General features: G+C 63.3%; 25 protein-coding genes and 1 pseudogene. 9 read left to right on the forward strand and 17 right to left on the reverse strand.

Features of this window, described 5'->3' with window-relative positions; genetic code table 11:
- Positions 1–11 precede the first annotated feature (11 nt).
- From LPA35_RS05515 to LPA35_RS05570, 12 genes are all read right to left on the reverse strand, one after another.
- A complete protein-coding gene (locus tag LPA35_RS05515; protein WP_228895619.1) occupies positions 12–797 on the reverse strand; it encodes a hypothetical protein in 786 nt (261 codons plus the stop codon).
- 35 nt (positions 798–832) lie between these two features.
- Complete coding sequence (locus tag LPA35_RS05520) at positions 833–1,240, reverse strand: hypothetical protein (protein WP_228895621.1); 408 nt, start codon at positions 1,238–1,240, stop codon at positions 833–835.
- Positions 1,241–1,255: 15 nt separating this feature from the next.
- The gene (locus LPA35_RS05525; protein ID WP_228895623.1) at positions 1,256–1,564 is read right to left on the reverse strand and encodes a hypothetical protein; all 309 of its coding nucleotides are present in this window, start codon (positions 1,562–1,564) and stop codon (positions 1,256–1,258) included.
- Positions 1,565–1,577: 13 nt separating this feature from the next.
- A complete protein-coding gene (locus LPA35_RS05530; RefSeq protein ID WP_228895625.1) occupies positions 1,578–2,591 on the reverse strand; it encodes a major capsid protein in 1,014 nt (337 codons plus the stop codon).
- A 62-nt stretch (positions 2,592–2,653) separates the two neighbouring features.
- Positions 2,654–3,292 carry a head decoration protein gene (locus tag LPA35_RS05535; RefSeq protein WP_228895627.1) on the reverse strand — a complete coding sequence of 213 codons (639 nt, stop codon included), beginning with the start codon at positions 3,290–3,292 and terminating at the stop codon, positions 2,654–2,656.
- Positions 3,293–3,334: 42 nt separating this feature from the next.
- Positions 3,335–4,648 carry a S49 family peptidase gene (locus LPA35_RS05540; protein WP_228895629.1) on the reverse strand — a complete coding sequence of 438 codons (1,314 nt, stop codon included), beginning with the start codon at positions 4,646–4,648 and terminating at the stop codon, positions 3,335–3,337.
- Complete coding sequence (locus tag LPA35_RS05545; RefSeq protein ID WP_228895631.1) at positions 4,645–6,276, reverse strand: phage portal protein; 1,632 nt, start codon at positions 6,274–6,276, stop codon at positions 4,645–4,647. The genes LPA35_RS05540 and LPA35_RS05545 overlap by 4 nt, the downstream gene beginning before the upstream one ends.
- Before the next feature lie 11 nt (positions 6,277–6,287).
- A complete protein-coding gene (locus tag LPA35_RS05550) occupies positions 6,288–6,533 on the reverse strand; it encodes a hypothetical protein (RefSeq protein ID WP_228895633.1) in 246 nt (81 codons plus the stop codon).
- A gap of 51 nt (positions 6,534–6,584) precedes the next feature.
- Positions 6,585–6,890, reverse strand: a complete 306-nt coding sequence (locus LPA35_RS05555) for a Mor transcription activator family protein (RefSeq protein WP_228895635.1) — start codon at positions 6,888–6,890, stop codon at positions 6,585–6,587.
- Positions 6,887–8,971: a phage terminase large subunit family protein gene (locus tag LPA35_RS05560; protein WP_228895637.1), complete on the reverse strand. Its 2,085-nt coding sequence runs from the start codon at positions 8,969–8,971 to the stop codon at positions 6,887–6,889. Before LPA35_RS05560 ends, LPA35_RS05555 begins: the two co-directional genes overlap by 4 nt.
- Entirely contained in the window at positions 8,968–9,519 is a 552-nt protein-coding gene (locus LPA35_RS05565) for a hypothetical protein (RefSeq protein ID WP_228895639.1), read from the reverse strand. Before LPA35_RS05565 ends, LPA35_RS05560 begins: the two co-directional genes overlap by 4 nt.
- A 225-nt stretch (positions 9,520–9,744) precedes the next feature.
- A complete protein-coding gene (locus tag LPA35_RS05570; protein ID WP_228895980.1) occupies positions 9,745–10,149 on the reverse strand; it encodes a hypothetical protein in 405 nt (134 codons plus the stop codon).
- A 186-nt stretch (positions 10,150–10,335) separates the two neighbouring features.
- Here LPA35_RS05570 and LPA35_RS05575 point away from each other — a divergent pair, with 186 nt between their 5' ends.
- Positions 10,336–10,635, forward strand: a complete 300-nt coding sequence (locus LPA35_RS05575) for a hypothetical protein (RefSeq protein ID WP_228895983.1) — start codon at positions 10,336–10,338, stop codon at positions 10,633–10,635.
- Here the strand turns inward: LPA35_RS05575 and LPA35_RS05580 are convergent.
- The 3 genes and pseudogenes from LPA35_RS05580 to LPA35_RS05590 all read right to left on the reverse strand — a co-directional run.
- Positions 10,567–10,770, reverse strand: a pseudogene (locus LPA35_RS05580) (YdaU family protein); the annotation flags it as partial. The gene LPA35_RS05575 and the pseudogene LPA35_RS05580 sit on opposite strands and share 69 nt — an antisense overlap.
- On the reverse strand, positions 10,767–11,603 hold the full coding sequence (locus tag LPA35_RS05585; protein ID WP_228895641.1) for a hypothetical protein: 837 nt from the start codon (positions 11,601–11,603) through the stop codon (positions 10,767–10,769). The gene LPA35_RS05585 and the pseudogene LPA35_RS05580, both read right to left, overlap by 4 nt.
- A 205-nt stretch (positions 11,604–11,808) precedes the next feature.
- On the reverse strand, positions 11,809–12,339 hold the full coding sequence (locus LPA35_RS05590; RefSeq protein ID WP_228895644.1) for a phage regulatory CII family protein: 531 nt from the start codon (positions 12,337–12,339) through the stop codon (positions 11,809–11,811).
- Here LPA35_RS05590 and LPA35_RS05595 point away from each other — a divergent pair.
- The 3 genes from LPA35_RS05595 to LPA35_RS05605 all read left to right on the forward strand — a co-directional run bounded on the left by LPA35_RS05595 (position 12,338) and on the right by LPA35_RS05605 (position 13,852).
- Positions 12,338–12,589, forward strand: a complete 252-nt coding sequence (locus LPA35_RS05595) for a hypothetical protein (protein ID WP_228895646.1) — start codon at positions 12,338–12,340, stop codon at positions 12,587–12,589. The genes LPA35_RS05590 and LPA35_RS05595 overlap by 2 nt on opposite strands.
- A gap of 93 nt (positions 12,590–12,682) precedes the next feature.
- Positions 12,683–13,060: a DUF2513 domain-containing protein gene (locus LPA35_RS05600; protein WP_228895648.1), complete on the forward strand. Its 378-nt coding sequence runs from the start codon at positions 12,683–12,685 to the stop codon at positions 13,058–13,060.
- A gap of 423 nt (positions 13,061–13,483) precedes the next feature.
- Positions 13,484–13,852, forward strand: coding sequence for a hypothetical protein (locus LPA35_RS05605; protein WP_228895649.1), 369 nt, complete (start codon positions 13,484–13,486; stop codon positions 13,850–13,852).
- A gap of 5 nt (positions 13,853–13,857) precedes the next feature.
- Here LPA35_RS05605 and LPA35_RS05610 read toward each other — a convergent pair whose 3' ends face one another.
- Positions 13,858–14,208, reverse strand: coding sequence for a YdaS family helix-turn-helix protein (locus tag LPA35_RS05610; RefSeq protein ID WP_228895651.1), 351 nt, complete (start codon positions 14,206–14,208; stop codon positions 13,858–13,860).
- A gap of 70 nt (positions 14,209–14,278) precedes the next feature.
- On the opposite strand from LPA35_RS05610, the gene LPA35_RS05615 reads away from it, so the two are divergent.
- On the forward strand, positions 14,279–14,761 hold the full coding sequence (locus LPA35_RS05615; protein ID WP_228895653.1) for a helix-turn-helix transcriptional regulator: 483 nt from the start codon (positions 14,279–14,281) through the stop codon (positions 14,759–14,761).
- A gap of 45 nt (positions 14,762–14,806) precedes the next feature.
- On the opposite strand, the gene LPA35_RS05620 is transcribed toward LPA35_RS05615, so the two are convergent.
- On the reverse strand, positions 14,807–15,367 hold the full coding sequence (locus tag LPA35_RS05620) for a hypothetical protein (RefSeq protein WP_228895655.1): 561 nt from the start codon (positions 15,365–15,367) through the stop codon (positions 14,807–14,809).
- A 188-nt stretch (positions 15,368–15,555) separates the two neighbouring features.
- Here LPA35_RS05620 and LPA35_RS05625 point away from each other — a divergent pair, with 188 nt between their 5' ends.
- Genes LPA35_RS05625 through LPA35_RS05640 form a run of 4 tightly spaced genes read left to right on the forward strand, consistent with a single transcriptional unit; the run spans position 15,556 to position 17,007 of the window.
- Positions 15,556–16,446 carry a DUF1566 domain-containing protein gene (locus LPA35_RS05625; protein WP_228895657.1) on the forward strand — a complete coding sequence of 297 codons (891 nt, stop codon included), beginning with the start codon at positions 15,556–15,558 and terminating at the stop codon, positions 16,444–16,446.
- Positions 16,443–16,604 (forward strand): hypothetical protein, encoded by a 162-nt coding sequence (locus LPA35_RS05630; RefSeq protein WP_228895659.1) that lies wholly within the window; start codon positions 16,443–16,445, stop codon positions 16,602–16,604. Before LPA35_RS05625 ends, LPA35_RS05630 begins: the two co-directional genes overlap by 4 nt.
- Positions 16,601–16,780, forward strand: a complete 180-nt coding sequence (locus tag LPA35_RS05635; protein WP_228895660.1) for a hypothetical protein — start codon at positions 16,601–16,603, stop codon at positions 16,778–16,780. The genes LPA35_RS05630 and LPA35_RS05635 overlap by 4 nt, the downstream gene beginning before the upstream one ends.
- On the forward strand, positions 16,777–17,007 hold the full coding sequence (locus LPA35_RS05640; protein WP_228895662.1) for a hypothetical protein: 231 nt from the start codon (positions 16,777–16,779) through the stop codon (positions 17,005–17,007). The genes LPA35_RS05635 and LPA35_RS05640 overlap by 4 nt, the downstream gene beginning before the upstream one ends.
- Positions 17,008–17,054 lie beyond the last annotated feature (47 nt).

Below are 17,054 nucleotides of genomic sequence, written 5' to 3' on the forward strand. Positions count from 1 at the left end.
GGGTGGGGTGGTTACGCTACGGGGCGGCCCGCGCGGTAGATGGCCTGGGCGTTGGCAGGCTTGAGAACCTCCATGCCAAATTCCATAGTGATGGGTTCGGTGCCAGAGGCGATGAGCGACAGGTTGCCCGAGGAACTGAGCGATACCTTGGGCAGGTACACGTCATCGTTCGGGCCGGTGGCGTTGTCCGGCACCACGCGCAGCGCGCCCATCAACTCGGCGGTGGCGCCAGACTGCACGGCGTCGAAGGTGCCACCCACGGGGGTGTAGCCAAACTGCACCACGCCAGCGGTAATAGCACCGCCCTCAACAATCTGCACACGGCCGTTTTCCGGATCCACGTTGTAGTCATCGCCCACGTCATAGGTGACGGTGCCATCTTCGTTTTTGACTGTGATTGCGGTGACGTTGCGCACGCCCAGCGGGTTGCCTGCAGTGGAGCCCAGCTGATAGATGCGGCCCGGCAGCACGGTGCGCTCTTCGCCAGTGACTGGCGTTGTGCCCTGCGTGACCACAGTGTGCGCCCCCGACAGCCACAGCGCTGCGTTGCGTGGGCTGAAGTTGTCGCAGGTGATGCTACCCGTACGGTTCACGCGAATGGCGCCGCCAGCGTCCTTTTCTTCCAGGCCCTGCTCGCTGCTGAAATGCTCCCACTTGTCTTGGGAAATCTCAATCGTCACTTCAGGGCAGTTGCCCAGCGGAATCTCACCCGTGAGCTGCTCGTTGGCATCGTAGGGATCAATGTACACCCGGCCGCGCGGAATGACGTATTGGTTTTGAACGTGGACGATTGGCATGTGGGGCCTCCAGATTGATGAGACTGTTGCGTTGTTTACTGCTGGCCCGTGTACAGGCCAGCCGTGGAAAATGTGAGTTCGTAGCCCACCACACCTTCACTGGCGAAGTCGGGCTCTGTGGCGCTGAGCAGTTCCAGCCGGTTCCACCCTCGATCGCCCTGCTGACCTGGCTGCCACCCATGCAATGAGCAGATGACCGCGCCCATGGCGGTGTCGAGCGTGTCGGCAGCAGTGCTGCTGCGCGACACCACCAGGGTGATGCGCCACTGCGCCGACAAGGTAACGGCGCCAGCCTTCGCCGAGGCGGTAGCGCCAACACACCGAATGTCCGCAGCAGGCACCTTGCTGCGGTCCACCTCTTCGGTGTTGGTGCGCACATCCCAGCCGGTGAGCTGCGGCAGTTTTCCCAGACGGGTCTTGAGCGGGGCGATGAGTGCCAGCATGGTGGTGCCTTGCGCCTATGCCTTGGGGTACACCTGCAGCACCACCCAGCCGCCCGCATCGGGCTGCACCGGGCCGGTGACCTTGTGCACCACGCCATCCACCACCAGCTCGCTGCCCTCACGCACGCCCGGCGTGTTGGCCACGCAGTACGCCACCGAGATCTGCGCCACATCCACCGCAGGACCGAACGGGTCGGACGCACTGCGGTCGAGGATGACGCCGAAGGGCTCGCCGCCTTGGTAGGTGGCGGTGGCGTTGGGCAGCATGCTGCCAACCTCGGCATCGAGGTCAGCAACAGCCTGGGCGAACGGCAAGGCGATCACGACAGGCCGCCTGTTATCGGACCGTGGCCGACATGCTGGCGTTGACGCGGTACGGCACCGTAAGGGGTGCCGATTGCATCAACAGCTGGCGCAGGCCGGGGTCTTTTTCGACCCACGACTTAGGGAAGTAAGGCAGCGCCTGCAGGCCAGCCTCTTCGTCCTGGATGGCGCCATAGGCCCGCACACCCTCAACCTGTTTGCTGGTGAGGATCACGGTGTGGTCGGCCAGGTAGGGCGTGAGCACACCGGTTTCTGGGTGTTCGTAGAAGCCCGAGTACACCCAGATGTCGTAATCGCCGATGTTGCCCATGAACTTGGCACCCTCGCCACCCACGGTGCTGGCCAACGTGTCGGAGCCACGAAAACGGTCCAGCAGTTTTTGCACGCGCTCACTGGCACTGAACAGCTTCCAGGACTTGAGGTCCATCACCATCGTGTCGGGGGCCGCGCCAGAGTGCTTCGCAACGTCCAGCGCCCAGGCTTCCACATCGTCCAGTGGGTCCACGCCGGTTTCACCCCAGCGGTCGCCAGAGGTCAACTCCACAGTGAGATCACCATGGCGCTCGAAGTCCACGATAGTTTCAGGGTAGCCATCGCCCTTGACGGTGACGCGGCCCGTAACCAAAGCCTCGATAGCCATCACCTCCTGGCGGCGTCCCAGCATTTCGAGCTGGTCGGCCAGGTCCTGCCGGAGCAGCAGCTGCATGCGCTGCTCAGGAGAAAGGCTGCCGCCAATGGCTTCGCCCACTGCGCGCTTCAGTGCGCGGTTGGGCGTGAAGATCCGCTTGTCTTTGACGTAGGCTGGCTTGAAGGTGGACGTTTTGTAGCCGTTGCTGCTCATCACCTTGCCAGGCATGGTTGGCAAGACGAAGGGCGCCAGGCGGGGGCGGTTCTGGTTAACGTCGAAGTGAATTTCTTCGGACGTTTCGGTTTGTTCTTCGCCGAAGAAGTTGTTCAGGATGAACAGGGGTGGCAGGGGCAGAGCCTGCACAACGCGCGTCAATACGCCAGTGGTAAAGATATCCATGGTGTGGCCTCGTTGAATGGGTGGGGTTGCTGAGATTTCTGCGGCTGCGTGTGCGGCGCGCTTTACAGGATGGCGATGCCCTTGCTGCGCAGGGTCTCGGCCACGGTGGTGGCGCTATGGCCTGCACCGAAGGTGAGCGCGCTGGCATTGAAGTCGCCGCGCTTGTAGGCCATCGCGGGCGCGGCAGCGAGCGTGGCGTCCACCGTCTCAGACAGCACCAGGTCAGGCACCGCGCTGCCGTCCACCGCTGCAGCCACGCTGGTGAGGTACTGCCCCGTGCCAGCCGCTACCGTCACGGTGAACTTGTCGCCCACGATGAAGTCGGTGGCGCCGTCAGCGATCACGAACTTGATCTGGTCGGCAAAGGTGGCACCCACAGCCACGTCACCCAGCACCACGCCGTTGGGGTCTTCAACGCGGAAGGTGCCGGAGTTGGGGGCCGCAGTGATGCAGGTGACCGTGTAGGCGCCCTGCTTGGCACCAGCCAGCAGCGGCGTGGTGGCGTCCAGCGTCATGGCGCCGTTGCCGGTGCCAACAAAGCCCGAGGTGGCAGCACCCAGCGTGCGCTTGCCCAGCACGGCGCCGCGCGGGTACACCGCGCCAGCGGCCAAGGTGATTTGCTGGCCCAGCAGAAGATGGGCATTGCCAGCGATGAGGTTGTCCACCGCCAGGTCAGAAGAAGAGAAGCTTGCGCGATTCATGGTGTGCGCTCCTGTAGTTTCGGGATGGGGGGCCTGGCTGAATTACTTCAGGGCCAGGATCTGCGCAGCCAGGGCGGCTTCGTCGTCGCCGCCGCCGGCGCTGGCTTCGATGCCCGTGACTTTCGGGTTGCCCATGGCGGCCATGGCTGCGGCAAAGTCAGCGCCCGCAGCCTTGGTGGGCGCGGTAGCCGGGGCTGCGGCCAGAATGGCAGCGGATTGCTCAGCGCTGAGGCCTTGCGATACGCACTGCAGCGCCAGGGCAGCCTGGCCGCCTGCTTTTTCATGGCCGAGGATGGCCGAGGTGCGAGCACGTTCGGCCGCTACGCCAGCGGCATGGCCGTCGGCCCGCGCGCTGTCGATATCGGCCTGCGTGAGAGTGACCGGGGCGGTTGCAGCTGCGCCCGCCGGGGCTTGGTTGGTGGTGCCAGACATGGTTTCTCCTGTGGTGTTGGCGATGGATCGGGCGGAAGGCCCGGCGGGATACGACCGCGAACGCATTGCGGCCAATTCGGAAATGAGTTGATCGGTGGTGGCCACGCGGTCAGCAAGGCCCATGGACACAGCCGACACGCCGCGATAGACGGCGGCCTGGGTGGCGCGCACGCTTTCTGCAGACATGCCGCGTTGACGAACCACGGCATCCACAAACATGGCGTACAGGCCGTTGATCTCGTCCTGAAACTTGGCCTGCACATCCTTGGGCAGGGGTTCGTAGGGGTTGCCGTCCACCTTGCGGTCACCCGCGAAGATGTGGGTGACCTTGATGCCCTCGTTATCCAGCGCCCGCGAGAAGTCCACGTGACGCATCACGACGCCGATGGAGCCCACGTAGCCGGTGGACGACACCGCCAGTTGCTCAAATGCAGAGCCGCCAAGGTAGGCAGCAGAGGCAGCCATGCTGTCGGCAATCGTCCACATGGGCTTAGCGCCACGCAGGGCAAACATGCGGTCGGCGTACTCAAAAGCGCCCGCCACTTCGCCGCCGGGGGAATCCCAAACCTGCAGGACAGCGTGGACCTCGGGGTCTGCCTGAGCGGCTTCGACCTGGCGGGCCAGCTCGTTGTAGCCGAGCAAATAGGTGCTATCTGCATCCACGCGGCTGCGGTGCACGAGGGCGCCACTGGCATACACCACGGCAACACCCTCAGTGATGGCATAGCCCTCATCGCCACGCGCTGTCGCGCGACGAGTGCTAAACATCTCAGGTGTCAGACCCTCCTGCAGCGCTGCGGGCGCGAATTCCAGCGCGCCGCCCAGCAGGCGCCCACCCAGTCCAGCGATCAGCGCATCCAGCTTGCCGGGATGCACCAGCAAGGGGGTGTTGAAAATGCGGGTGTTGAGGTGGGCGTAGTTCATGCAGATTCCTCGGTGGCGGTTGACTTCTGGCCCGAGGCCTTTTCGTCATCGCCGTTGTTCAGGTGGACCACGATCTGGTCGGCATACAGGCTGGGCAGGCCACGGTCCTTGCGCATGGCTTCTTCCACAGCGGTCTGGTCCAGCACTTCTTCGTAGTCGGTACCCTGCTCTGCGCATTCGTGTTCCAGCGTGGTGATGCCAGCCTTCATGCGCATCACGCTGGCGGTGGCCTCCTTGACTGGATCCACCCAACCACGCCCGCCAAAGATGAAGCGGCAGCGCAGGTAGGCGTAGCGGTTTTCGTAGAAGCCAGGGGCCTCGATCTCGCCCGCGTTCAAGGCTTCTTCAAACCACAGCTCATAGATGCAGCGCAGCCAGTGGTCAGACAGCCAGCGGCGGCGGCCGTTGAAGTAGCGCCAGGCCTCCAGCAGTGCGGCGCGGGCGCTGCTGTAGTTGGACTTGGAGAAGTCCTTGAGCAGCAGCTCATAGGGCAGGTTCATGCCAGCGGCGATGTGCCGCAGCACGGACAGCATGAATGCCTCGAAGGCGGGGTTGGGACGGCCTGGGTTGAAGGCGCTCAGGCGCGCGCCCGCAGGCAGGGGCACCACGGCACCGCCCTTCATCTTGCGCAGGCTGCTGCGGCCTTCGGCCAGCGATGACTTCCAGGCGCCGCGTGGGTCTTCGCCAAACAGCGCGGCGGCAGATTCGGGGTCGAGGTCTGATTCAAGGAACGCGGTGATCAGCGAACTGGCAACGCTGGATTCGAGCTCGTTGGACGAATACTTGCCGGCCATGTGGAATTCGCGCATGACCGCCGAAATAATCGGCTTGCCGCGCGACTGGCCCGAGCGCTCGTGGTCGGCCAGGTGAATGACGCGGCGGCGCCCCCAGGGGGTAAAGGCGGGAATGCGCTCCCACTGCATGGCGGCGGACGACGCGGCGCCATAGAAGCCCATGCCCAGCATGTCGCCGGGGTGCTTTTTGGTGATGTGGTAGGCCACGTCCGCGCCGTACTGGTCAAACTCGATGCCACCGCGAATGTCTTCGCGGTGCTCCATGCCATGTGGCGTGCTGAGGCGGTCCGCCTCGATCATCATCAACCGCGTGTTCCAGCGGCTTCCTGGGCGAGGCAGCCACAGGGGCAAGGCCAGCGCATCGCCGTTGCCCATGGCGCCGCTGAGTGCTTGCAGGGTGAGGCCCAACAGGTTCAGTTTGCGCCCGGCGTGGCATTCGGTTGTTTCCGCCCAACTACGGAATTTTGGTTCCACGACGTTGCCCCACTCCCGGGCGTATTCACGGGACCAGCCCAGCAGGCGGTAGTCAGGAATGCAGCTCAGGCGCAGCGTGGCGCCGACGATGTTGTCGCGGTACGTCTGGTTGGCGCCAGCCACCAGTCCGTTGTTGCGGCCGAGGTCGCGGCTGCGGGCGGTGAGCGCATCCAGGTCTGGCAGCAGATCCGCATCGGCACTGCCGCGCTGCGGGTTCCAGTCGTACATCGCCAAGTCGTCGCTGCTACTGCCCGCGCCGCTGTGCGCTGCCATCGAGGCGCTGCCAGCGCCAACTCGCACAGCTGCAGCGGCGTGGCCGTTGGCGTGGCGGGATTGGGGGTTGCTGCGGCGCTTTGTCATGGTGTGCCGCGTCAAACAATGTAGATGGGCCCGCGCGAGGCAGAAGCACCAGAGCGCCGGTCGATCTCAGCACCAATGGCCTCGATCTCGCGCTTGATCTTGTCGGAGTCCTGGGCGTAAGTGGCATTGCGGCCCGCGCCGTTGCCGCCGTTGTAGCCGATGGTGGTGGGCTTGGTAAGCCGGTCCATCAGCGATGCACTGAGGCGACTTCGCATCGCCTGCAATTCATCAACGGTGTGGTGGCTGTAGATACCCATGGACCCGGATCATTCCGGGTTGGGCGTCTCATTTCTAGCCCGTAAATGAGACTATTTTTTAGAGAGGATGCGATAGGCCTGGGCGCGGCTGTAGCCGTACCGATCAGCCACCTCCGAAATATTCACGCCATTGAAGTCCCGGCGCATGGCCGCGTGCACTTCCTGACGCCGCAGGCGGCTGCGCTTGACCACCCGCACACGATCGGCATGCAAGCGGTGGTGCACCCGGTCAATCAATGCGGCGGCCAGCTCGTTGGCCGTGGGGACACCAAACGCAGCAGCCACGGCACGGGCTTCGGCCTCCAGGATGCTGAACAGGTCGCGCGGTTCGTCGGGGTGAGTGGTGGTGGTAGTCATCTGAATCCGATGGGTGCGAACACGTCGTCGTCGCTTCGGGAATGCGCTGCAGTTTTCTGGGAGCGCTGTTCTGAGTAGCTATCATTTTCATAGCTATTAGCGCTTGATGGTTGTGCGCCAGCAGCGGTTTTCACTTCTATTTGTGCGGGCTGGCTGAACAGGTCCAAGGGCGGCTGCACTGCAGCCTCCAGGCGGGACCATTGGGCGTCTGTCCACTTGTGCAGACCCTCGGCCATGGCCGCGTGAATGGCATAGTTCCGGTTGTCGAGCTGCTCGTTACGCGGCCGGCGCTTGATCCACTTGAAGGTGTCGCGGCCATTGAGCTTTGCGGGCACGCGCTGCTCTGCGGTGAGCTGTTCGTAAAACTCGCGAGGCAGTTCGTCGCTGAAATGCACGTAGCCGGGGCCTGGGTGTTCAATGGACAGCTGGCCTAGGAGCAGGTCCTTGGCGGCATCAACCCCAACTTTCCAGAGCTTGATACCGCGCGCCACCTTGCGGCCACGCCAGTTGATCTCTTGCAAGCTGGTGGGCCCGACGATGGCCATCTTTTCATCGCCGTCACCCTTGATGGCGCGCAGCTTGGAGACGACGTGCTGCGCCTTGCTGACCCAGTTGTAGACGGCTTGAGTCTGGTCGGAGCTGTCAATGCTGGCGGCGCTGATGCCAAGGCTTCCGCCATGCCACTCTTGCACGTAGCGACGCTGCAGGTTTTGCACCACCAAGTCCCACTCTTCATCCACAGCGGGATTGCCGTCAATCACCACAAAATCAACTACCCAGGACTCCATTCCCCGGCCCCAGGCGTACACGGTAATTTCCCAGCGGTTGCGCTGCACGTCCACGCCTGCGGTGAGGTACAGCCCACCCTTTGGCACGGTGCAGAGCTTGTACGGCTCGGCCCGGGCTTGCAGGGCGTGTTCGTCGGTGCGCTCGCCTGCCAGCTCCCAGGTTTCGCCCAGGGTTTCGTTGGTAAAGAGCTGACGTGGTCCAGAGTCGCCAGCCGCCTCTGCTTTCAGCGCTTTCTCAAATTCATCGACGATGTCGGTCCATGCGCGCTGCGGGCTGTAGGCCGTCCACACGTGCACACCCAGGCTGCGCGGTGGGTTGCAGGGCATGCCCATGTTGTCGCGCCAGATGCGGTCGCGGCCGTAGCGTTTGCCGGTGCGTTCGCACACCCAGGCGCCGCCCACGGGAACGCCGCCGGGCATGTAGTCGGCCTGGGTGATGGACTTGCGGCAGTGGGGGCACACGTGGTGCACCGTGTCGGGCTGGCCACGGGTCCACTTGAACCCGTGGGCTACCTTTTTGCCGCCCCACATCAGCGGGTGTTCAAGCTCGCAGTGGATGCAATCGATGTGGAAGCGCACCAGGCCTTCGGCTTCGTTTACCGCGTCTTCGATGTGGCACAGACCTTTGAGCAGCGGAGTGGATCCGCAGATCAGCTTGGGGTACGGCGCGCCCTCCAGGCGGCCACGGGCGAGGCCACGGGGCGGGCCCGACTTTTCGATGGTGCGATCGAACTTGCTGATCTCGTCGAGGATCGCGTCATCCAGCGTGATGCGGCGAAACGCGCGCGAGGCCTTGCCGCCCAGAAAGTGCGCAGCGCTGTCGCGAAAGGGCTTGTACTTAATCGTTTCTTCGTGGCCCTTGCCCAGCTTGCGGGCCTTGTTGATGGCCTGCACGCCGTTGATGGGGTCGAGCAGCGGGTCGATTTCGCTCTTGACGTAGCTGTCTCGGTCGTCGTCGGTGGGTTGCCACAGGCCTTGCTTGCGGCGCCGGTGGGCTATGTTGTAGCAAATCTTGGCCGTGATCATCTTGGTGTAGCCGACGCGCTTGGCCTTCATCACGTCAACTTCTTCGATGCGGTCATCGCTCAAAAAATCGAGGATGCCGACCTGAAACGCCCAAGCCACCCACGCGCCTTTTTGGTGGCTGCTTTCGCCGGCCAGTTTGAAGTGCTCTTGCGCCCAGTCGCCCAGGCGCTGCGGCACCTCTGCCCGCAGGCTCTCCAACCCGATGCGGATGGCGGCCTTGATGGCGGCAGCCGTCTCGGGGTGGATGGCCGGTGGCATGGTGGTCATGCGGGCAGGCCCTCGCTGTAGGGTTCGTCTTCACCCAGCTCGTCGGCTTCGAGCATGGCGTCCACGCTGTCAGACACGAGCTTTGCGGTGGAGCGAATCCACTCATTGCGCGCCGAGGCGATCACCTGCAGCACAGCGGTCTTTGCTTCGTCGGGCAGATCCGGGCAGGCCTTGCGCAGCGTGCCTTCGAGCTGGTCGAACCGCCCCACCACGGCGCTGGCGGCCTGGCCCAGCACATCGGCCAGCAGGCCGACCGGAGCGTATTCCCTGCGGGCCACCGCGTTTTTGATGGCCTGGCCTTCGCGCTGTTCGCGCGCCAGGGCTGCGCGTTCTTGCACCAAGTCCAGCCCGCCCGCACCATCACCCATGCGCCCGGCTGCCTGATCGCGCAACCGCTCGCAGTAGGCCACCAGCCATTCCTGCGCCGAGTCGCCGCGCACGATCACCCCCTCGGACACAAGCTGACTCACCCGGGCCTCGCTCACGCCGATCATGGCTGCGAATTCCGCCTGGGAAATCTGCTGTTCAAGGATGGGGATGATCTTCAAACATCACCCCCATGCACTACAAAAAACAGAGCATAAAAGCTAATAGCCATCTTCACTTAACCCCCTTAGCAACCCTGCGCAACAGTCCACGACCGGGGTGCGAATTACCCGCACTGGAGGGAGCCGGGAAGGACCCGCGAATTTCCAGCGCGAGGTCTGGCCATCCGATTGGCTCTGCCAACCGCACGGCCGTGGCGTTGATGCAGCGAGAGAGTGACCGGCGCATCACGCTGTCACCCCTTGCGTGTGGGCTTGCACCAAGGCAACCACCTCGCGCTCGTAGTCCGCGAACAGGCGCCAACGCTCGCTGTCCCATGGCCCCAGGCCCATGCGCTCGCCCATGGCCTCGACACCGCTGCGGGTATCGCGCCAGTCGGCAGCCACACCACCACCAACAGGCAGCGCCGCACTGTCAAGCCACCCTTGCCTGCGCAACCACGTGAGCACGTTGGGCGCGTGCTTGCCCCCATCCCTGCCCAACTGCCCCGCCTGCTGCGCTGCCGCCTGCAGCAGCTGCTGGCCCGTGGCCTGCCCGCTGGATTCAAGGCTGGCCACCAGCTCAGCCACCTCGGCAATGCGGGTGCGGCGATGCTCGGGGAAGTGGCTGCTCAGTGCCGTGGCGATAGCCAAACCACCACTCGCCCCCCGACAGGGGGGTTGGGGGGATGTATTTGGTTCTGGTTCTGGTTCTGGTATAGCCGTTGCATTTGCGTGACATGTGTCACCTGTCACGTTCCAAGCGTCACCAGTGCCGTTTGGGGTTGCGTTGCCAGGGCCATCACCACTGCCTGGCTGGGTGGATGCAGGCGCCGGGCAGTGCTGCTTGTGCAAGCGCTCCAGCTCGGGCATCTTGGTCTTGTAAGACGGCACCACACCCACCGCCCGCAAAGCGGTAAACAGCTCTGCACGCCTTTGCCGGTGCCGCTGTTGACGGGTGCGGACGTTGTCCTGTTCCACATGCTTATCAGCCTGTCGCACCTGAAACGTCGCCAGCTCGCGCTCGCAACGGTCGTGAACAAATTCATCCCCCTCGCGGGTGAAGAACTCAGCCAGCACGAACTGCATGGCCGACACCTCTTCGTCACTGCTGCAACACAGGCGGCGTGCCAAGCGTGACATGTCCGAACCATCGAGGGGACGCTCGGTGTCGTAATACATGTCCAACATGTCACGGTACACGGAACGCTCGATACGTGACAGGTGTCGCGTGGCGGTGTTGAAATCACCGATGTGGTGTGGATAGTGATTCATACCCCAGCCGCCTCCCTGATCCGAAAGCGCAGGCGCCGGTCCAGATACTCCTGCAGCCCAGCCTGTTGCGCGATGCGGTCCATATCGATGCGCGGCTGATACGTGGGCCTGCGCACAAACATCAGCACCGGCTTGACCTCCACATCGTGCGTGCCGCTGGCAGCCCAGATGCCCGGGGCCAGGTGGTGGCCACGCAGGCGGCCCAGGCTCACAAAGAAACGCTTGCCCAGCGTGGTCTTGTAGACCTTCTTCGCCTTGATATTGCCAATGCCCTGCTGATTGCGCAGCTTGGCCTTGCGCTTGTCCGACATGTTTGCGCGGTAACCCTGCTCCGAGCTCGCCTGCAGATAGCTGATCAACTGCGCCACAAACGCACCGCGCATGTTGCCCCGGCCGTCATCGCTGCCCGGGTACGGATCACGCGGGATCGCCGTCTGAAAGCCCGTGGGCAAGATGCCCGCCTTGCGCAAGGCCACCTCGCTGCGCTTGTCAGCACGGCGCCCGCCATACTCCTGCGACTGCAACACCTGCTGCGGGTCCACCCCCACCTTGCCGCCGCGCTGAAACACTCGATCCGTGTGCAAGGTGGGCGCAATGGCCACACTCAGGTTGTCCGGCGTGGCCGCGAACACCTTGGGGCTGCGCTCAATGAACGGCGTCACACGGTCAAACGAAGACCGCAGCGCCTTCTGCTGCGCACGCCGGGCCTCAAAACCCGTGTCCGTCAACGCCTTGGCATACGCCGCCCGCGCCTGTGGCCCGCTCAGCTTCTCCAGCACATCCAGCACCGAGCGCAGGTTCTCAGTCCGCACCGACAAACTCAGGCCAGCCATCAGCAGCCCCCCTCAGCGCCACACCCATCGCGCAACGCACAGTGATAGGGCCACCCAGCCAGATTGCACGACACCACCACACCAGCACACCGCAGGCGGCGCACCACATGGCGGGCCACGCAATACCCCCAACCCGTGATCTCCACAATCTCAGCCAGGCGCAGCGGGCCGTGCTGCAGCAACATCCTCAAGGCATGCGCGCGCGTCACAGCACACCCCCTGGGGCCTTGCGCATGCGCCCACGCAGCACTGCCACCTGGTGCCCCGTCTTGGCAATCAGGTCCTGCGCCATATCAGACACCCGGCGCACCGCCCTGGGCGTGGGCTGCTCCACCAGCAAGGCATCAGCCACCGCCGCCGAATACTCACCCTGCGCCTTCTGCTGCAGCATGAACACTTCCACCGGGTCGCCATCCGACTGATCCGGCACGGCAGGCGCGCACACATAGCCCAGCGCTGCCGCCATGGCATGCAGCACCGCGTAGTTGCCGCTCAGGGCCTGCATGGCCACCAGCTCGTCGGGCCGCATGTGGTGCGTGTCGTTGTTCGGGTTCGCCTTGTGCGTCAGCGTATTGGCAGACACACCCATGCGCACAGCCAACGCCACCACCCCGCCGGGGTAGCCGTGCACCGTGTGATAGACAGCATCAGGCACCGTCAAGCCCTGGGGCGTGTCGGGCATCGCCTCATCGGCGCCATAGGCAAGACCGGGCGGAATTGAGACAGTAGCTCTCATGACAAATCAACCCCTTGACCACAGCAACGCGGCCACAAATGAAGACAGCACCGCCCTGCCCCACCGCCTGGCCGCGATGGAGCTGCTGGTGCAAAACCTGGTATTCGTGCTCGATGCACAAGGCGCGCTCAATGCTGACGCCTTTGCCGACTGGATGGCCATTGCCATCGGCCGCATGCGCGCCACGGGCAGCGTGCCGGCCGCAGAGACCAACGCCCTGCAGAACCTCGTCAATGAGGTGGTCCGGTGAACGGCGCCGCGCACACGGCGCAAGATGGGCGGGCATCCACAAACGAAAGACAATGGGGATCTCACTTCACACCATCTTTCGAGAGGGATGCCCATGAAACGGGACATGGACTTGATTCGGCAGATCGTGCTGGCAACAGCCGACATGGAATACGGAGCGGTGCTGAGCGCGCTACCGGACGTTGCACCCGAGGTTTTCGCCACGCATGTCGCTTGGATGGACGAAGCCGGATTGGTGAAAGCAACGCACAAAGAAGGGGGCGGCGGCTCCATGGCCACATTCGCCGCCGTCTTTCGGCTTACCTGGGCGGGCTGCGAGTTCGCAGATGCTGTGCGCAGCGACACACTCTGGAACAAGGCCAAGGGCAACATCCTCAAGCCAGGCATCTCATTTACCTTCGACGTGCTGAAGGACTGGCTCAAATCCGAGATCACGCAAGGCCTGCCGACCGTCAGGGCTTTGGCACAGTAAATCCACCACATCGCACGCAGCTGCAAGCAGCGCGTAGTCGGCAGATTTGCCGTCGTCATGCACCAGGTCCGTGGCCTGAATCTGGTGGCGACAAGCGATATCCCAGCCAGCACGATGAAACCAGCCACGCGCCATCAACGCGAGCGCCATCGGGAGCGGGTGAACAGATCCAGCAACAGACATCACGCCACCTCCCGCACGGCTTGCCGTGCTTCGGAATTGATAGCGCCTTGCGCTTGACTGGCAAGCGCTGGCGGGGTGTTTTGATTGGATTCGGCCAGCTCGGGCCAGATGGACTGCCAGTCGTCGGGGCGCAGGGCACCGCGCGTGCACACAGCGGGCGGGGCGTCGAAAAACTGAGGCCAAAGGCGATGGAGGCCACCCTCATGCACCGCCAATCGCACCAACACCATGCCAAGCAACATGCAAACCAAGAACAAAAACAATTCGACAAGCTTCACAGCCACGTACCTCCGATTACTGACTGGGGAGACACCAGCGCCCGAAGACTGGGAAGCCGCTGCCGAACTGATCGACGCAGGCTTTGCCCATGGCAAGGCACACCGCGAATCAACCACTGGGCAACGCAAAATCGACGCACTGACTGGCTTCGCGCCGACGATGCAAGGGCGCCTCTACGCCGCGCAACTCCAGGAACAAGCAGAGGCAAGAAAGCTGACAAGGCGTTTGCGCAACTGGCTATGGGCGCTTTCTGGCGCAGTGTGTGGACTGCTGCTGGACGCTGCGGCAGGCATGTTGACCGAAGCGATGAAGCGATTGCTGGGCTGGTGACGGCGCTATGCATGCGCGGCCTCCTTTGCTTCGGAATTGATAGCTACTGGCGCTTGATGAGCGAGCGCTGGGGCCTGCTTTTCCTCAAACCCCACCAACTCCGGCCAGATGTCTTGCCAGTCCAACGGATACAGCTCGCGCCGGGTCACACGCCCCTCAATGAGGCGCTCAACCGTTGCGCTGTAGGCAACTGGGACACCCTTGGTCGCCCAACTCTGGATGGTCTGGTAGTTGGAGACGCAGAGCTTTTTGGCGGCCTGCACCGCACCACCCATCAAGGCGACAGCCTTCGCGGCAGCCTCCCTATTGGGGCGCGGACGAGACAAGGGCTGTCGGTTGGTCATGGCGCGGATCATACAAGAATTTCTAGCAATGCTAGTTGATCTTGCGTTGCCGCACAAGACGGCACATGGAAAGCTTGCGCCTATGTCAATTCACGAGAGAATTCGAGCCGCCAGGGAGCGCAAGGGCTGGTCTATGGAGCAGCTGGCGAAAGCCGTTAGCGACGCCGAAAACCTCGCAAAGCCCCTGGCCTGGCAGACCATCCAACAGTGGGAGCGCGGCGACTCCGCCCCGAAGCGCTCCCGCATGCCAGTGGTGGAGCAACTGCTTGGCCTGACACCAGAGCCGCCCACCCAACCCGGGAGCGCGCCACCCCAGGCTGGCGAAGAACTGGCGCGCTACAACACAGCGGCGCCTGTATCGCTACCTTCTACTTATTCTCTGCTGCTTCAATTATCTGCAGCGGTAGAAAAGAATGATCTATCAGTGCGCGCCGCAGTGGGCGGCCTGATTAAACATATGTGCGAGAACCCCAGCGAAGCAGAAGTAACAGCGCGCCGCATCGTCGCCATATTGGAGGTGCCGGAAACAGTGCCTCCGCGAAAATATACAGGTTCCCAAGATTAAGATAGCGGAGAACTAGCGAGCGGCCAAGCAATTAATTGCAAGTCGCTATGCATCCAGAATGGCGCGATTCGCCGCGATCTGCGCTTCGATCTTTGCAATGAGCGCGTCATAGCGGGCCAGCACATCCGGCGTTGCATCTTTAGGCAGTTTGATTGTTTGAAAAACAAAGGTCGACACTGCAACTATCGCCGCCAGCCCGGCCCAAGCAATCGTTTTTTCCATCCAGCCGTTGATATTCGCCGGGAGACTTGTCACTCCCCAAACCCAAAGTACCAACAACGCACCAGCCACTAAAGCCGTTAGGTTACTGCGTCCTTTACGCGCACTTGCCATTTTCTCTTTTGCAAGCTTTACGCTATTTGCACGAACAGCCTGCACTTCAGCCAACTCCTTAGTCAGGCGAGGAATCGCCAACTCAGCCGCCGTCCGATCAGTACCACGCTGCACGGCATGAATCGCCGCCTGCACTTTACGCAGCACCACCACCCCACCAGACCGCTGCACCACCTGGGTAGTGCCACAGTAAGAACACGCAAAGCTCTCCAGATCGTCCCCGATTTGCAAGGGTGCAGAGCAATTGACACAAGACAGCTCGATAAGCGACACAGCCACTCCCTCCTGTTGGTTTTCACAAGCGTACCACCCGCATCCAAAGGTAACAATCGTCAGGACATCCCATGTACTACGTATCTGCTTAGGTAGTCAGAACAAGAAATTGCACTAGTTCTTCTTGTGCTTGCTAGTTTTTCTTGTTAAAGTTCCTCCAGACGCCACCCCGGCGCCCTGGAGGAACGATGCAGACCACCGCAGAAACACCCGCAGCACAGGCCGATGCCGCCAAGGCCATCACCGCCCTGCGCAAGCGCCTTGCCCGTTGGGAACTGGACCACCTGCGCCACCACTGCGCAGACCTGGCACAACGCCTTGACGACGCACTGGGCCGCGTAGACACACTGGAGAGCGAAGTCAGCCGCGCATGGGATGCCGCTGACTCGTGGCGCGAGCAGACCACCGAGCTGGTGAACGACCTGCAAGAAGCGGGCAAGACCGTGGGGCTGACGATGGACGGCGCGCTGGTGGTGATGCCCCAGGCAGCCGCAGAAACAACTGCGGTCGCAGATGCCATCACCAACGCACTCGTCCACGCGTTCACCCCCATCGGCACCCACCTACCCGCCGAGGGCGGTACCCTGGGCGCCATCATTGCCCGCCGCGACGGCACCACCTACGGCCTGATCGTTGCCGACGCCGCGCACGACGTGACCGGCACCTGGGGCGAATACGGCCAGGACGTACCCGGCGCCAAAGGCCCCGACGGCGCCGCCAACACCCAGGCCATGGCGGCCGCAGGCAGCCCCATCGTCCAGGCCGTGCGCGCCCTCAACATCGAAGGCCACGCCGACTGGTTCATCCCCAGCCGGATGCAGATGCTGGCGCTGTATGAGACATCGCCCGACCTGTTCGACAAGGACTCTTGGTACTGGACCAGCTCGCAGTACTCGCGCAGCCACGCCTGGTGCCAGGACTTCGAGTACGGCAGCAGCAGCGCCAGCGACGAGGACGACGAGCTCCGCGCGCGTCCCGTCCGCAGCATTCAACTTCAGCCCTTCACACCTTCGCAACTCCCCCAGCCCATCGCCGAAGGCGATCCGCGTGAAATTTTGGGCACCGAGGTGGCAGCGTGAACCACATCGGGTACATCACGCTGCGCGCGTTTTACGTCCGCTGCGCAGGCCTCGAATTCATCGCCATGGCCCCCAGCGCAGGCATTGCCTGCATTGACGCAATGGCCCTGCACGGCGCACACGCCGCCACCGCCAAACCCGTGGAAGTGCAGCCATGAACAGCACCGGCAACCACACCACCCGGGCCAGCAACCCCCGCTTGGGCGCACCCACACCCCTGCCCACCCTGCACGACGCAGAGCAAGCCGCGTTCCGCTCCGGCTGGTGGAACGGCAAGGTAGTGGGCTTTGTACTGGGCATGGCTACCGCCGTGCTGCTGGGATGGCTGCGATGACTTGCCACCCCACCCCCACCACCGAGCGCCGCACCAAGCCGCGCACCGCCCACGCCTGCCAGGCCGACCGCTGCCGCCAGGGCCACCGCGCATGCCCCGTGCCCCAGGCCTGCGAGCTGCCCGAGGAACCGCCCTACACCAACGCAGAAATCACCGGCTACGTGCTGATAGTGGCCGCCGCTGTAGTGGGCTTTTGTTACCTGCTGTTTGTTGGCGCTGGCGCTTGATGGGCAAGCGCTGGTAGCTATCAATTTCATATCAACCACCAACCACC

Source organism: Acidovorax sp. Leaf73, from assembly GCF_916855635.1.
Classification (GTDB): Bacteria; Pseudomonadota; Gammaproteobacteria; order Burkholderiales; family Burkholderiaceae_C; genus Acidovorax; species Acidovorax facilis.

What these genes read in the sequence shown, in the direction of transcription:
- LPA35_RS05515 (WP_228895619.1), bottom strand. Translation starts at nt 797, where the DNA reads ATGCCAATCGTCCACGTTCAAAACCAATACGTCATTCCGCGCGGCCGG.
- LPA35_RS05520 (WP_228895621.1), bottom strand. Translation starts at nt 1,240, where the DNA reads ATGCTGGCACTCATCGCCCCGCTCAAGACCCGTCTGGGAAAACTGCCG.
- LPA35_RS05530 (WP_228895625.1), bottom strand. Translation starts at nt 2,591, where the DNA reads ATGGATATCTTTACCACTGGCGTATTGACGCGCGTTGTGCAGGCTCTG.
- LPA35_RS05535 (WP_228895627.1), bottom strand. Translation starts at nt 3,292, where the DNA reads ATGAATCGCGCAAGCTTCTCTTCTTCTGACCTGGCGGTGGACAACCTC.
- LPA35_RS05540 (WP_228895629.1), bottom strand. Translation starts at nt 4,648, where the DNA reads ATGAACTACGCCCACCTCAACACCCGCATTTTCAACACCCCCTTGCTG.
- LPA35_RS05545 (WP_228895631.1), bottom strand. Translation starts at nt 6,276, where the DNA reads ATGACAAAGCGCCGCAGCAACCCCCAATCCCGCCACGCCAACGGCCAC.
- LPA35_RS05550 (WP_228895633.1), bottom strand. Translation starts at nt 6,533, where the DNA reads ATGGGTATCTACAGCCACCACACCGTTGATGAATTGCAGGCGATGCGA.
- LPA35_RS05555 (WP_228895635.1), bottom strand. Translation starts at nt 6,890, where the DNA reads ATGACTACCACCACCACTCACCCCGACGAACCGCGCGACCTGTTCAGC.
- LPA35_RS05560 (WP_228895637.1), bottom strand. Translation starts at nt 8,971, where the DNA reads ATGACCACCATGCCACCGGCCATCCACCCCGAGACGGCTGCCGCCATC.
- LPA35_RS05585 (WP_228895641.1), bottom strand. Translation starts at nt 11,603, where the DNA reads ATGGCTGGCCTGAGTTTGTCGGTGCGGACTGAGAACCTGCGCTCGGTG.
- LPA35_RS05595 (WP_228895646.1), top strand. Translation starts at nt 12,338, where the DNA reads ATGACAAATCAACCCCTTGACCACAGCAACGCGGCCACAAATGAAGAC.
- LPA35_RS05590 (WP_228895644.1), bottom strand. Translation starts at nt 12,339, where the DNA reads ATGAGAGCTACTGTCTCAATTCCGCCCGGTCTTGCCTATGGCGCCGAT.
- LPA35_RS05600 (WP_228895648.1), top strand. Translation starts at nt 12,683, where the DNA reads ATGAAACGGGACATGGACTTGATTCGGCAGATCGTGCTGGCAACAGCC.
- LPA35_RS05605 (WP_228895649.1), top strand. Translation starts at nt 13,484, where the DNA reads ATGCAAACCAAGAACAAAAACAATTCGACAAGCTTCACAGCCACGTAC.
- LPA35_RS05610 (WP_228895651.1), bottom strand. Translation starts at nt 14,208, where the DNA reads ATGATCCGCGCCATGACCAACCGACAGCCCTTGTCTCGTCCGCGCCCC.
- LPA35_RS05615 (WP_228895653.1), top strand. Translation starts at nt 14,279, where the DNA reads ATGTCAATTCACGAGAGAATTCGAGCCGCCAGGGAGCGCAAGGGCTGG.
- LPA35_RS05625 (WP_228895657.1), top strand. Translation starts at nt 15,556, where the DNA reads ATGCAGACCACCGCAGAAACACCCGCAGCACAGGCCGATGCCGCCAAG.
- LPA35_RS05635 (WP_228895660.1), top strand. Translation starts at nt 16,601, where the DNA reads ATGAACAGCACCGGCAACCACACCACCCGGGCCAGCAACCCCCGCTTG.
- LPA35_RS05640 (WP_228895662.1), top strand. Translation starts at nt 16,777, where the DNA reads ATGACTTGCCACCCCACCCCCACCACCGAGCGCCGCACCAAGCCGCGC.